Origin of the sequence: Desulfosporosinus nitroreducens, assembly GCF_023897015.1 — a bacterium.
In the GTDB taxonomy this organism is placed as follows: domain Bacteria; phylum Bacillota; class Desulfitobacteriia; order Desulfitobacteriales; family Desulfitobacteriaceae; genus Desulfosporosinus; species Desulfosporosinus nitroreducens.
Genome location: NZ_JAMHFY010000016.1, coordinates 25,493 through 38,367 on the forward strand (window position 1 = coordinate 25,493; position 12,875 = coordinate 38,367).

The 12,875-nt window shown below is 40.5% G+C and carries 12 protein-coding genes; 4 read left to right on the forward strand and 8 right to left on the reverse strand.

Annotation, left to right across the window (positions count from 1 at the left end):
- Nucleotides 1-255: 255 nt before the first annotated feature.
- Together M8E35_RS16710 and M8E35_RS16715 are read right to left on the reverse strand one after the other, a co-directional pair.
- Nucleotides 256-606: a CGGC domain-containing protein gene (locus M8E35_RS16710; RefSeq protein WP_252470378.1), complete on the reverse strand. Its 351-nt coding sequence runs from the start codon at nucleotides 604-606 to the stop codon at nucleotides 256-258.
- A gap of 212 nt (nucleotides 607-818) precedes the next feature.
- Entirely contained in the window at nucleotides 819-1,820 is a 1,002-nt protein-coding gene (locus M8E35_RS16715) for a 4Fe-4S binding protein (RefSeq protein ID WP_252470380.1), read from the reverse strand.
- A 446-nt stretch (nucleotides 1,821-2,266) separates the two neighbouring features.
- On the opposite strand from M8E35_RS16715, the gene hcp reads away from it, so the two are divergent.
- Complete coding sequence (gene hcp / locus M8E35_RS16720; protein WP_252470528.1) at nucleotides 2,267-3,553, forward strand: hydroxylamine reductase; 1,287 nt, start codon at nucleotides 2,267-2,269, stop codon at nucleotides 3,551-3,553.
- Between the two features lie 101 nt (nucleotides 3,554-3,654).
- On the opposite strand, the gene M8E35_RS16725 is transcribed toward hcp, so the two are convergent.
- The 4 genes from M8E35_RS16725 to M8E35_RS16740 form a co-directional block, all read right to left on the reverse strand.
- On the reverse strand, nucleotides 3,655-4,884 hold the full coding sequence (locus tag M8E35_RS16725; protein ID WP_252470382.1) for a (Fe-S)-binding protein: 1,230 nt from the start codon (nucleotides 4,882-4,884) through the stop codon (nucleotides 3,655-3,657).
- A 72-nt stretch (nucleotides 4,885-4,956) separates the two neighbouring features.
- A complete protein-coding gene (locus M8E35_RS16730) occupies nucleotides 4,957-5,145 on the reverse strand; it encodes a ferredoxin (protein ID WP_252470384.1) in 189 nt (62 codons plus the stop codon).
- A 480-nt stretch (nucleotides 5,146-5,625) separates the two neighbouring features.
- Nucleotides 5,626-7,101 (reverse strand): protein adenylyltransferase SelO, encoded by a 1,476-nt coding sequence (locus M8E35_RS16735; RefSeq protein WP_252470386.1) that lies wholly within the window; start codon nucleotides 7,099-7,101, stop codon nucleotides 5,626-5,628.
- 434 nt (nucleotides 7,102-7,535) lie between these two features.
- On the reverse strand, nucleotides 7,536-8,162 hold the full coding sequence (locus M8E35_RS16740) for a C39 family peptidase (RefSeq protein WP_252470388.1): 627 nt from the start codon (nucleotides 8,160-8,162) through the stop codon (nucleotides 7,536-7,538).
- A gap of 342 nt (nucleotides 8,163-8,504) precedes the next feature.
- Between M8E35_RS16740 and M8E35_RS16745 the strand changes: the two genes are divergently transcribed.
- The 3 genes from M8E35_RS16745 to M8E35_RS16755 are packed head-to-tail and all read left to right on the forward strand — an operon-like array spanning nucleotide 8,505 to nucleotide 10,325.
- The gene (locus tag M8E35_RS16745) at nucleotides 8,505-8,894 is read left to right on the forward strand and encodes a GntR family transcriptional regulator (protein WP_252470390.1); all 390 of its coding nucleotides are present in this window, start codon (nucleotides 8,505-8,507) and stop codon (nucleotides 8,892-8,894) included.
- Complete coding sequence (locus tag M8E35_RS16750; RefSeq protein WP_252470392.1) at nucleotides 8,887-9,582, forward strand: ABC transporter ATP-binding protein; 696 nt, start codon at nucleotides 8,887-8,889, stop codon at nucleotides 9,580-9,582. The genes M8E35_RS16745 and M8E35_RS16750 overlap by 8 nt, the downstream gene beginning before the upstream one ends.
- Nucleotides 9,579-10,325: a hypothetical protein gene (locus M8E35_RS16755; RefSeq protein WP_252470394.1), complete on the forward strand. Its 747-nt coding sequence runs from the start codon at nucleotides 9,579-9,581 to the stop codon at nucleotides 10,323-10,325. Before M8E35_RS16750 ends, M8E35_RS16755 begins: the two co-directional genes overlap by 4 nt.
- A 102-nt stretch (nucleotides 10,326-10,427) precedes the next feature.
- Here M8E35_RS16755 and M8E35_RS16760 read toward each other — a convergent pair whose 3' ends face one another.
- Together M8E35_RS16760 and M8E35_RS16765 are read right to left on the reverse strand one after the other, a co-directional pair.
- Complete coding sequence (locus M8E35_RS16760) at nucleotides 10,428-10,862, reverse strand: helix-turn-helix domain-containing protein (RefSeq protein ID WP_252470396.1); 435 nt, start codon at nucleotides 10,860-10,862, stop codon at nucleotides 10,428-10,430.
- A 165-nt stretch (nucleotides 10,863-11,027) separates the two neighbouring features.
- Nucleotides 11,028-12,863 carry a UbiD family decarboxylase gene (locus M8E35_RS16765; protein WP_252470398.1) on the reverse strand — a complete coding sequence of 612 codons (1,836 nt, stop codon included), beginning with the start codon at nucleotides 12,861-12,863 and terminating at the stop codon, nucleotides 11,028-11,030.
- Nucleotides 12,864-12,875 lie beyond the last annotated feature (12 nt).

Genomic DNA, 12,875 nt, shown 5'->3' on the forward strand with positions numbered 1-12,875 from the left:
TCAGCTTTTGTTGATCAACAAAAGCTGATGACTGATAATTCGAGTGATACCTACAGATTATATGTTATGCATACAATATTCGTCATCTTTTCTTTAATTCCTCCCAGATAACAGAAGTTAACATTGATAAAACGAAACCAGATCGTCACAAAAACGATCTGGTTTTGCCATTTATAAAATTGGTTCCCCTAACGTCCTTCCGTTCCCCAGATGGCTTTTGTTCTTCTTATAAAGCTTCAAAATTCCATACCATACTCAATCATTAATATCATGTTTTATATCATGAAGCGAAGAATTTCTTACCCCTGCTTCTGAACCGTGTGTGTATCCGACAACGGTAAAATTAACAGAAAGAGTTTTAGTTAACGTTTCATATTCCGGGGACTTTGCTCTTAAGCAGGAGGATATGTGTACACTCTTGATGCCGGCTTCAAGCATTTTCTCAATCTTACGATTTAAATTACCGCCGGTATGGGTAAAAGTCAGCAACTCTATTTCTCCATTATATCTAGCAAAAGCATCTTTTCTCTGTAAAAGAGCGTTCAAGCAGCCCTTTCCTGTACACTTCATCATGGTATCTTCTCTTACGAGAATTCCAATCTTCATATGTCACCTCACTTAGTATTTACTGTTTCTTTCGCATTATAAGAATTCTTCACCATTTCATTTCTTTCTCGAACCTGTCATAGCTTTTCCTCTTAGCATTATGGTTACAATCTACTATCACGACTCACTTTTAAGAAAGACAAAATTCATAGCCACTTAACTTCCAAGTATTTAACATTCTCTGGAGTATATTTTACGGAATGGATTTTAGCTTAAAAGTGATTTAACTGGTCCATAATTGGGATTAACATCTTATACATTTCCGTTGAGATACTCGTTTCCCAATACCCAGTCAGCTTGGCAACACCGACCAAGGCGATCCATAAAGCAACTACTCCCAGAGCCAACATCCTTGGTGACAAAGGGAACGAAGTCTTGGGAAGATCAAATCTTAAAGTGTTGCTTACTGGACACTGATCCACACAATTTAAACACCCTGTACACTCCGGTGACCAAACGGTTAGTGCTTTATCGACTTCGATTCGGTTCGGGCAAGAGATCGAACATCTTTCACAGGATATACATGAGAGGGGCTCTCTTCGTATCTTCCAAGGACTTAATATGCCCAATAAACCTAACAAAGCTCCATAGGGACAGAGATACCGGCACCAGAAATTCTCAATAAGGATGGAAAGCAGCATCAAGCTGATGATAACGCTGAATCCTACCCAAGTCATATTTCTAAAAAAGTCTAACATCTTAATATCCGCAACCATGTTATAGGGAGTTTGTAAAAACATGTAGGTTGAAGCTCCATCCATAAGCACAAAAATGAAAAGGACAAAAAAAGCAAGAATTATATACTTTAGAGAGCGTAAAGGACAATCGAGCCAGTTTGGCAGGATAAAATTCCTCTTGAACATCTTTTTACCCAATAAAGCTAAACCCTCAGATAATGTACCAAAAGGACAAATCCAAGAACAAAATGCCCTCTTCCATAAAAGGGAGACGCTCATGGCAGCCAAAAGCATCACAAGTCCAGCCGGGTGGATCTGGTCAAATATACCATTGGCGAGCCACGATTTTAAAGCGACCAAAGCACTGATCGGAAGAAATGCCTCCACTCCCGCCGGTCTTGCAATGAACTGCATGGTGTTTGGATCGGTTATGCTGTAAACAAAACGAATAAATTGAACCCCGATCAAGACAACAACAATGGTGAATAGTAATTGAATGAGTCTGCGCCAAGTGTAAGTGTTTTTATGCTTCGACATAAGTTCTCCTTTGCTTCATATAGTAAATTATTTCTCGTTAATTATATAATTTTAAGATGATTAATGTGTGATACAGCTCACATTAAACTTATAAAAAGGAAACCACCTTAAATTTTTACGGATGGTTTCCTTTTCAGTAAAAGCCTAAGCCAAGGCGCGTGCGCAAAGATCGTATTCCAATTATCTTTGGCGTAGGTTTCCTGATAAAAAGGCTTCTACTTTCCTTTTGTTTGCAGATTATGTGATTGTGTTAACAGTGAAGATATGATTTATATCACATTAAAAAAACTAACCAGTCACAGTTAAATCTCTTTTCTTAAAGTATCATAAAACTATAAATACAAACAAACAACAAAGGAGACTAAATAATGTCATTAAAAGATCTTTTCGCGAATTTAGGCGGCAAATCCCAAAACGATAAAGAAACTTCAAAAGAAATCAACGCCATGTTTTGTTATCAATGTGAACAAACTCCGAGTGGCGGATGCACTAAATTCGGAGTTTGCGGTAAGAACCCGGATATCGCTAGCCTGCAAGATACCATAATCTTTGGTTTAAAAGGGGTTGCAGCCTACGCCACACATGCACGGCAACTTGGTTACAGCGACACGGAAGTCGATAAAATAACTCATGAAGCTTTGTATTCAACCTTGACCAACTCAAACTTTAACCTTGCCGAGACTATTGGCATGGCCCTTAAAGTTGGAACAGCTACAGTTAAAATTATGGATGTCTTGGACCAAGCCCACACAGCTTTGCTGGGAACACCAACCCCTGTAACCGTTTCTGAAGACAAAATTGAGGGACATTGTATCGTAGTCACCGGGCATAACTTGTTTGCCCTCGAACAGCTTCTCAAACAGAGCGAAGGCAAAGGCGTTAATATTTATACCCACTCCGAAATGTTGCCGGCTCATGGTTATCCTCATCTGAAAAAATATGCTCATTTAAAAGGTAATATCGGTAAGTCCTGGTTTGATCAGAGGCAACTCTTTGAAGCATTTCCTGGGGCAATCCTTGGCACAACCAACTGCGTGATGCCAATCAAAGGGAGCTATAGCGATCGATTCTGGTCCTACGATGTTGCGGGTTTAGAAGGAGTCGCAAAAATCGCCAATGATGATTTTACTCCAATCATTGAAAAAGCACTGTCCTTGCCTAAAGCGGATGTCAAATCCGATAAAACCTTGTTGACAGGATTTCACCACACCACCGTTTTAAGTATCGCCCCGCAAATAATAGAAGCTGTAAAGGCTGGGAAAATCAAACGATTCTTTGTTATTGCAGGCTGTGATGCACCAGGAAAAGGCGGCGACTATTACCGTGAATTAGCCCTCTCCGTTCCTCAAGATTGTGTCATTTTGACGACTTCCTGCGGTAAGTTCCGTTTTAATGACCATGATTTTGGTACGATCGATGGAATCCCCCGTTATATCGACTTGGGTCAATGTAATAATTCCGGTTCAGCCGTAAAAATTGCTTTAGCACTGGCAGATGCCTTTGGTTGCGGGGTAAATGACCTTCCGCTAAGTATTGTTCTCTCCTGGTTTGAACAAAAAGCCGTGGCCATTCTTTTGGGACTCTTTAGCTTAGGTGTCAAGAACATCTATGTAGGGCCAAAGGCTCCGGAATTTATTACGCCTGGTGTTTTGAGTGTCCTCCAGGAAAACTTCAACCTTCAACTGACCGGAGATGTCAAGACTGACCTTAACAATATGTTAGCAGGAAAATAGGAAAATAAAAAGCAAAAAGCACAGGCAGAATTTCTTGTCCTGTGCTTTTTGCGTTGATTTCACTAAACTAAGGCAGTTACTACTGGCGTAATGTTAATAATTTAATGAGAAAATTGCTTCTCCTCATCTACTAAACCCAATGCAACTTCTACTAAGGCGGTGAGATGCATCATTTTCATACCAAGTTTGTAATGCTTATTCATGTCTACAAACTGGTCCATACAGTTATGGCAAGGGATACACCCAATTTTCGCACCTGTAGCCACTAATTGATCAACTTTAGGCTTGGCTTTAACCATACGCATTGCTTTAGTTGCAGCTACGGCACCTGCGCCCCCGCCGGCTCCGCAACAAAGGTTATACTCCCTGTTAGGAAACATTTCACGAAAATCCATCACAGTATTATTCAGTACATAACGCTGAGGCTCGACAATTCCCTCTTTACGAACCGTATTACAGGGATCATGTAAAGTTACCGGGATTGTGTTTCTGCTCTTATCCAATTTTAATGTGCCGTCTTTAATCCAATCAGCATACAACTCGACTATATGCCGAACAGGGAACTGTTTCCCTTTCCAGTAATCTCGCGCAAACACCCTTGTCGAACGGAAAGCATGACCGCATTCCGTGACAATAATTTCCTTAGGGTTTAGCCTCTCAGCTTCTTCAAACATCGGACGCGAAATCGCATCGAATTCATCGTTTTTACCCGTAAACAAACAAATATTTGTTGCATCCCAACGCTTAGAGCTAATCGTAAAGTTTGCTTTGGCCGCGTGGAAAACGTTTAAAATGCTTTGCAGATCAGCTGGATAATGTTTAATCTCTCGAGCATTAAATCCAAAGAAGAAATCTGCATTAGGGACATCTAAAGGAATCTTATAAGTCGGGTCGTTCAATTCTTCCTGCATCATTTCTTCAATCCATTGTAATGTCTCATCATAGTCAATTTGTTCGACACCCATCTGATTACCTGTCCGTATATGATCATTAGCAATAACCTGCAAATGACCAGGAGGCATTGCAACTTTTCCTCGAAATGCCCTCGCTATTGCGTTAATATTCACTCCCATCGGGCATTCAACGGTACAACGATTACACATTGTACAATTCCAGATAAAGGGATCGTTCTCTGCTTCTTCTCGCATACCCAAGACTACTTTACGTATAAATTTACGAGGATCTTGATCCTCATGCAGATCACTATAAACACAACCAGCCGTACACATACCACAAGTAAGGCATTTAGAAAAATCATAGCCTTTCAATAATTCCGCGATTTCATCACGTAAGGTTGGATCTGTATTTTTAATTCTTATTGGTACTCTCAACTTATGTTCACCTCCGATTGACTTTGGTCAAAGTCCCCAAATTCAACCCTTGAAACCTTATCATCACTTAAACTATTCAATAGTAATACAGTGTGCCGGGCAGCCCTCGGCAGCTTCTTTGGCAGCTTCTTCAAACTCACTGGGGACTGGGTTTGTGTATGCTACTGCTAACCCGTCTGCCCCCATCTTAAAAACCTCAGGACAGAATTCAGGGCATGATTCACACCCGATGCATTCATCTTGGTTTACTACAGCAATCATAATGTCTCCTCCTCAATTTTATCAACCTTAATTTGTTGCCTTAAGACCTTGCGATATTTTTCTCTATCATTAATTAGGTATTTAACAGTTCCTTAGATTTCCAACTCTTCCTGCGCAGCCCTTTAAGTCGATGAGCCGTATAGTTTCTTACTCATCAGACATCAAGGTATAATTTCATTTTTCATGACAAAAGTAAAAGGAGCGTCCTTCTTCCACCTTTGCTATCCTTTTAACCCATTTCAACTCTACCTGACATCTATTTACCTCCTCGAAGTTACTGACATATGCCCTTTATGATTTCAATTATACTCTGTATTGAACATATGTCAATAATTACTATTACATAATTTTCCTTCATAATCGAGGAATCAAACTAAGAAATATAAAAGTTCCAGACCGTCTTAAAACGATCTGGAACTTTTGGCGCTTAGAGATTAACTTTGAAAGACTCAAGAAAGAATCGCCCCTAATACTTCTATATCAGGTCCCGCAAAAAGTTCGGTAAGGTTGGCTTGATAGCTCTGGCAATGTACAGTAATCAGCCTGTTCGGGGGAGTGTGCGTAGGGGTTTGAAAGAACATCAAGAAGTTGCTCCATTACGCTGTAGTCTTCTTGTTTCACCGCGGCTTCCAGTGCAGCCTCTACTTGATGGTTGCGAGGGATTAGCGCAGGATTGGAGTTCCGCATCAATTGATGGGAAGAGGTTTTCGATTCCTGTTGCCTGCCTAGTCTTGCCTGCCACTGCTCATGCCACTGACCAAATTCTGGGGTGCCAGACAGGACCGAATCCTCCAGTCTGTCAAAAGTTAACGTGCGGAAAGTATTAGTATAGTCCGCACGATACTTCTGCATCATACTGAGCAGACCTTCAATAAGGGCTTCATCCTCGATCTCTTCGTTCATAATTCCTAGTTTTGCTCTCATTCCTGAGAGCCAATTACGGTGATACAAGTCAGTAAAATCCGAAATCGCATCCTGGGCCATTTTGATCGCTTGTTCCTGATTGTTATGCACCAGCGGCAATATGGTTTCAGCAAATCGCGCGAGATTCCATGCGGCAATATTCGGCTGATTGACATAGGCATAGCGGCCTTGAACGTCAATTGAACTGAATACTGTTGCCGGGTCATAGGTATCCATGAAGGCGCACGGACCATAATCAATGGTTTCTCCACTAAGGGTCATGTTGTCGGTGTTCATCACCCCGTGAATGAAACCAACGAGTTGCCATTTGGCAATCAATTCGGCCTGACGCTTGATAACTTCCTGAAGCAACAAAAGATAGCAGTTCGGGGCATCTGCAACGTCAGGATAATGTCGTTGCAATGTGTAATCAGCTAAAACCCTGAGATCCTCGACCGTTCCCCATTCTGAAACGTATTGAAAGGTGCCGACCCGCAGATGACTGGCAGCTACGCGGGTTAAAATTGCACCCGGCAGCTTGGTTTCGCGGATTACTGACTCTCCGGTTGTCACCACCGCAAGGCTACGGGTGGTAGGAATACCAAGCGCATGCATTGCTTCGCTGATGATATATTCGCGCAGCATCGGTCCAAGCGCTGCTCTGCCATCACCACGGCGGGAATATGGGGTTGGACCTGAACCCTTAAGCTGAATATCAACCCGCTCACCTTTCGGAGTGATCTGTTCGCCAAGCAACAGAGCCCGGCCGTCCCCTAACAAGGCAAAATGACCGAATTGATGTCCCGCGTAAGCTTGAGCAAGAGGCGAAGCGCCTTCAGGAATTCGGTTGCCAGCAAACACTGCAACGCCATCTATGCTTTCCAACGCTTGGAAGTCCAACCCTAGGGATGTTGCTAACGGATAATTGAGGATAATCAACTTGGGCGAGCGTACAGGGATTGGGTTGAGGCTGGTGAAAAATGATTTTGGCAGCCGTGCATAACTGTTGTCTAAGTTCCATCCTGTTTCAATTATTGCTTTCTCCTTTGTCATCGCATCTCCTTCTCTTTTTCCTTTTTCTTATTGTATCCTAGTTGTTTCTTTTACATAGTACAAGATACCATAGGGATTCTATGATATTTTTTGATATCTACATTCGTTCCAACACAAAGGCAACCTTTTTTAGTGTCTGCTTCTGTTAATTTATTATACACTTCCGACAACGGGCTTTTATCCGTTGCGTAATCACTAATAAGATCATTGTAAGCAAAAAGTCCAGTTTTATTACTGGACTTAATTCACTGTATCAATTATTAAGTTATAAATTTCTAGAACATAGTTGCTAGCTTTTCTCCTACCACCCTAAGGTTATCTAATTTCTGAGACAACACAAGGTTTATAATAGACTTTATTCAAATTCATCAATTGGTTATAATTTTGCGCTTGCTTCTCACCCAGTGTTTCAACAGGCTATAAAATTAAGTTTGTTAAGTAGGCGATACCAGTTTCTCCCCTGTCGATATATAGACGTGATTGAAGACTGGTAAACCATTGTTCCACAGGTTTGAAAAAACTTCTTTTTCCATAGTTTTGTTTCCGGGAAGTTCTGCGTTATTATCATTTGTTTCGTTAGAATCGTAGAAATACAATTCGTTTTTTTCGTCATCAAATCCTAAAAATGTAATATAATGTTGCCAATAGATTCCTTCTCCAATTAACACAATAATTGGAGACGCCTCTTGTACAAGTCTAGCCTTGAGTGTAGCTAGATCCCCTTTATATATCATAGGCGTTAACCCTTGTGTTTGAAGATATATAAATAGTCCTTTTGTCAAGACATAGCCCATAAAAGGGTCTTTGAAAGGGATTTCAGCATAGATATCAGCTCCCTTGGATTCATTACCTAAGTTTCTTAAAACGAAAGCAACAGAATATGCGGCGCATTCATTTCCTATCTGGAGTTCAAAGTTGCTATATACAGGTAGGTAAAACTTATTATTATTTATTAATGAAGTGGAGTCTTTACTCGGAAATGGCGATAATACATATACCGTACCAACTAAGAAAATTGTTATTAATATTATGATTTTTAACTTAAAAGTGTAAACTTTCATTTTTATTGGCCTCCTGTTTAAAGTTAAAAGTGTTGCTAAATAACTATATCCTTTGTTTCTGAATCAGGCCTAAATGCTAGCTGAACGTTTGTTGAGTGTTTCCTGAATTGATAATGATCAAAAAATTAACGGCTATATTCGCCACGAATCAGCGAATCTAGCCGTTTGTAACATTTATTTATAAATCAATGATCCTTACCCTTTGCGTAAAATTAAAAGCCGCATTTCAAAGCTAAAAATTCCCAGAACTCGAAAAGTTTATTACACGTTATCTTCAACTTAAGTGTCATATTTGATATAATACACTTAATACAAAGAGATCTATCTTGAGGGGGACCGTTAGTGGACAGCATACAAGTTGGTGATTTTAAGTTTCGATTGGATTTGTCAAAACCTTTGTATGAACAAGTCCTGCAGCATATACGCCAGGCTATAGCTAGAGGAGACGTTCAATTAGGAACAAAGTTGCCTTCCGTGCGCGATCTTGCACAACAATTAAAACTTAACCCCAACACCGTAATGCGAGCCTATCAAGAACTCGATCGTGATCACTTAACAGAAACTCGCCGGGGTCAGGGAACCTTTATCACCTCTAATTCTGAAACTGTCGAACAAGTAAAAAAGGCGCTGGCACGTGAGGCAGTGATTGCCTTCGTCTCGTCAATGAAAAATCTGGGGATCGACCGATCTACAACAGAGTCCTTTCTAAAGGAGGTTACTTGGCATGAGTAGTGCTCTTGAAATTAAACACCTATGCAAATCCTATGGTTCCAAGATCGCCCTCAACGACTTAACCGTATCTTTTCCAGCAGGTCAAATAACAGGACTTATTGGTCCTAACGGCGCGGGAAAGTCGACGCTTTTAAAGGCCATCGTTGGGCTTGTCAAACCGCAACAGGGAAGTATCGGGATTTTCGGTCAACCAGCTCACTGGAAGTTAAACTCAGAGATCGCCTACCTCCCTGATCGTGCAAAATGGTACAAATCCCATACGATTAAACAAGCCTTAACCTATGCTCTCAATATTTTACCTGGCTTTGACCTGCCACGCGCTCTTGAAATGGCCAACCTCATGAGTCTCGATTTGGACGTACTGGTATCCACCTTATCAGAAGGTTATGAGGCCCGCTTACATATCATTCTTTGCCTGGCACGGAGGGTCAAACTTGTGCTCCTTGATGAACCATTTTCCGGGATTGATCTATTGTCCCGTGAAACCATTATTCAACTGCTCATTAATTCTATGCTGGATCAACCACAGACTATATTGATCAGCTCCCATGAAATCCACGAAGCAGAAAGCTTGTTTGAACATGTTGTATTTCTTAACAAGGGACAACTTGTTTTAGAAGGAAATGCGGAAGCCCTGCGTCAAGAAAAGGGATCTATCGAATCCATTTACAGGGGGTTATTTCGATGAAAGCATTTTTAACTTTGGTTAGAAATGATTCTAAACTCGAAAAAGAAGATCGTCGTCATCGATCTCTTTTAAGTAAAGTTTATGCAGTTTTTGCAGTAGTCTTAATAAATGCTGCCTTAACCTTTTCCAAGGGATACATTGACATTAATTTGATTATTAGGTGTTTGCTAATTTTAACTCCTTTTGGGTGCGCAATCTTAGTTGTCAATAAAGAATGGCAAGAAGGAACCACAGGGTGGTGGCTGGCGCTTCCTTATTCAAGAAGTTTACTGCTTAGTGCCAAATGGGTTGCTAGTTTCTGGCGGGTTTTAAAAATGTATGGCATTTTCTTTGCTACATTAGTAATTATGGGGTCAATTTATACCTCAACTCTGCCTGTTTTTTTTCCAAAAATTCAACTGTTAGACTTGCTTCAGGCTTGTGCAAGAGATCTAAGTTGGTTACTCATTATAAGCCCCTTCTCAATTACTCTAGGTGCCTTGATGGTTATCCTTACAAGGTCATATTGGATACCTGGCTCTCTAATAATTTGGGTTATGTTTGGCCTAATGACCAATCTTTATGCGGCTAAGGCCCTTGGTCTTTCTCCACAGAAGGATTCCTTTGTCTCACACTCTGGTCAAGGCTTTTGCTTTAGCATAAATGGGAGTGATTTCTTCACAACCTTTCTTATCTCTCTCGCAGTCTCATCACTATTATTCGTTTTTTCCGTGTACCTTCTTAAGAAGCATGTGGAATTATAGTACCGAGCAGAAAGCGACGTGAGAGGATTACCTCTCACGTCGCTTTTTTTCTTCGGAATATGATCATTTACTACAGTCATTAAACATCTTTTCAATACTATATTATTCTTCTTTCTGCATATCCAAAAATGCATTGTATTGCAAATCTTTGAGAACTAAAACCGTGTCATCTAAAGAGTAATTATAGGTTTTCATCATTTCTTTGATCATCTCAGTAAATATTCTATGATATTGCTTACAATTTACGGTGTTTTGATATTCCCCGAGAATCGGATAAAGTTTTGTCCAGTCAACAACATAACCATTTGAACTCTTCATAGAAACTTCAGATGTCACCGACTTCTCATCTCTTAATAGATAATCACAACTTACCCTCAGCACTTCAGCTAATTTGGGGATTTTTGCAGTTTCTGGAAAGGCTAATTCGGATTCCCATTTGGAAATAGTCTGCCTTGTAACTTCCAATAATTCAGCTAATTGATCCTGTGTCAAATTTATAGCTTTTCTTGCCTTAGCTATTTTTTCTCCGGTTTTCATGTTTCTCTCTCCTTTTAACGTTATGCATCAATTGTAGCATTCTGAAGAGAAAAACAAACCACCCCAGTGTTTCTAAAAGCAACCTCTAGTTGCTTTAAAAGTGTTTTGTTATTTTCATCATAAAGCCCTCACCTTAAATGATGAGGGCTCAAATGAATTCTTGAATCAGTCTGCTTTTACTTCGCTCAAGCTCGCTCCCTTTAGAAATAAACGTTCAATGTTCTTTTCAACGGCTGGATCGAGAATTAATGGCGGTGCATGGTGAGGCTTTTTGCGGGCATCAATGATCATATTGTCACAGGCCCAGTGCTTGTTTTCATAGTAACTATTAACCCCATAGATATCATGTGAAGGATTACTTCGCGTAAATGTCGCCCATAAAAAGTTATTTAGAGAGCCACTGATAAATGAACTATCATCACAAAGGATAATCATTGGACAAGTTGGCATTTCACCTCTTGTCTGTATAGCCAAGCTTAACTCGTCTAATTCCTTTTGTGCTTGCGGATAGTTTATAAACTCTGGTCCTTCGATCGCAACAATCCCTGGCATTACTAAACATGGATTCTTAAAGGCCTGCAAATCTTTCAACTGTTCTGGGACTGCTCTGCACACATCTCTTTTTTGATCACCATAGGCGGCGATAACCACCTTGCTGCCTGAGTTTAAACCTGTTCCCGAATAATCAAGGGTATCGATTGTTGTATTAGTTTGGAAATGAATGTCACGATGCAGATCAATTCGTTCGAGTATATATGTTAAGAATTCTACTTCTCGATGGGTATCTAAAGGTTGATTCTCTTCGGCCGTAATAAATAAATATTTAGCGAGACTTACATGCCCTGTACCTAAAATGCGGTTAGCGATAGTGAGAAGTTCAGTCGGTTGTTTGACGATTTGATACGGCGTATAGCGTTCGCTTCCAATCGCAAATAGTAAAGGATGAACTCCTGCAGCATCTACAGCATGAACTTCTTTCACACCAGGAATTTCTTGTTTAATTGCATGTCCCGTTAACCCATGGATAAGATCGCCGAAAGCAGTATCTTCTTGAGGTGGACGACCAACAACTGTAAACGGCCAGATCGCATTTGGCTTGGCAAATACTTTATGTACCCTCAGGAAAGGAAAATGGTGAATAAGACTATAATAGCCTAAATGATCACCAAAAGGCCCTTCTGGCTTTGTTTCACCTGGATGAACTTCGCCTGTAATAACAAAATCAGCATCAAGGCTAATGCAATAACCATCAACATAGCTGTAACGAAAACGACGTCCAGCAATCAAACCGGCAAACGTCATCTCACTTAGACCCTCTGGTAATGGCATGACTGCTGCCAGGGTATGAGCAGGAGGACCTCCAATAAATATACTGACTTTTAACGGAACACCAAGCTTTTTTGCCTTTTCTTGGTGAATGCCGATTCCGCGGTGGATTTGATAGTGTAAACCAACTTCTTTATTTTGTTCATAATCGTTACCGCTAAGCTGAACACGGTACATACCTAAATTGCTGTTCATAATCCCTGGTTTTTCCGGATCTTCTGTATAAACTTGAGGCAAAGTTATAAACGCACCGCCATCATCTGGCCAATGGTGAATAAGCGGAAGATCAGAAATTCGTATTTCATTGAACCCAGTCAAAGTGTTATTTGCTTTTTTCAAAGGCAATGCCTTGGAAGCCGCCAATCCTGAACTGAAATGTTTAAAGGGATTTTTCAATGCCTTCATTGGATCATTGCGCAACGCGATCACGTCCTGTGTCGCCCCTAGCGTATTCCGAAAAATAAACTTACTTCTCTCTAAGTTACCGAATAAATTAGATACTGCTCGGAAATTCGAGCCTTTTACATTTTCAAATAACAGTGCAGGGCCACCGGCAGCATGGACTCTCATATGTATAGCTGCCATTTCAAGATAAGGGTCGACTTCTTCACGAATCCGAACCAATTGACCAGCCTTTTCTAAATCAAGAATACATTCATCTAAATTATGATACATTCTTCACTACTC